We start from the raw sequence: 657 nt of genomic DNA, 5'->3' as shown, positions 1-657 counted from the left end.
TCGTTGATGAGTACCCACACAGATTGATTAGGTTTAGAAAGTAAAAGAGACGAAGAACTCCCAAGTTCTTCAATATCCAGTGTCCCGTTCGTCTAGAGGCCTAGGACACCGCCCTTTCACGGCGGTAACAGGGGTTCGACTCCCCTACGGGATACCATTGGGTCGTTAGCTCAGTTGGTAGAGCAGTTGACTTTTAATCAATTGGTCGCAGGTTCGAATCCTGCACGACCCACCATTCTTTCTCCGCGAAGGAATTAAAACTATCGTGGGCGATTAGCTCAGTTGGGAGAGCACCTGCCTTACAAGCAGGGGGTCACTGGTTCGAGCCCGGTATCGCCCACCATTCTCTAAATATTCTTGGTTATATTCATATCCAAACCACTTCWTTTGTCGCTGGTTGGTATGTTTGACTCTGAGAGTCTTTAGAAAATGTGAATTTTAGAACWCTGGTTCTTAAAGTCTCATGCTCTTTAACAATTTGGAAAGCTGACTGATTGATTACTTACGAGTAATTCAATCAAATTTAAAAGTTCTCAATGTTTATCTTTCATTAGATAAACACAACAAACACATTCAAGTGTCTTGTATTCGAATCAAACCTAGTTTGATTCACAATTGAGTCCGGCAAACAGTTATCAAGAATTAACCCTTCTTGAT

General features: G+C 42.0%; 3 tRNA genes. All 3 read left to right on the top strand.

Annotation, left to right across the window (positions count from 1 at the left end):
- Nucleotides 1-81 precede the first annotated feature (81 nt).
- Nucleotides 82-157: transfer RNA gene (locus L4C37_RS22450), tRNA-Glu, on the top strand.
- Nucleotides 158-159: 2 nt separating this feature from the next.
- A tRNA-Lys gene (locus L4C37_RS22445) sits at nucleotides 160-235 on the top strand.
- 32 nt (nucleotides 236-267) lie between these two features.
- Nucleotides 268-343, top strand: a tRNA-Val gene (locus L4C37_RS22440).
- Nucleotides 344-657 lie beyond the last annotated feature (314 nt).

The sequence above is a fragment of the Vibrio kagoshimensis genome, assembly GCF_050337535.1.
Classification (GTDB): Bacteria; Pseudomonadota; Gammaproteobacteria; order Enterobacterales; family Vibrionaceae; genus Vibrio; species Vibrio gallaecicus.
The sequence above is the reverse complement of the archived record's forward strand: the minus strand, read 5'-3'. Positions and strand labels throughout refer to the sequence as shown.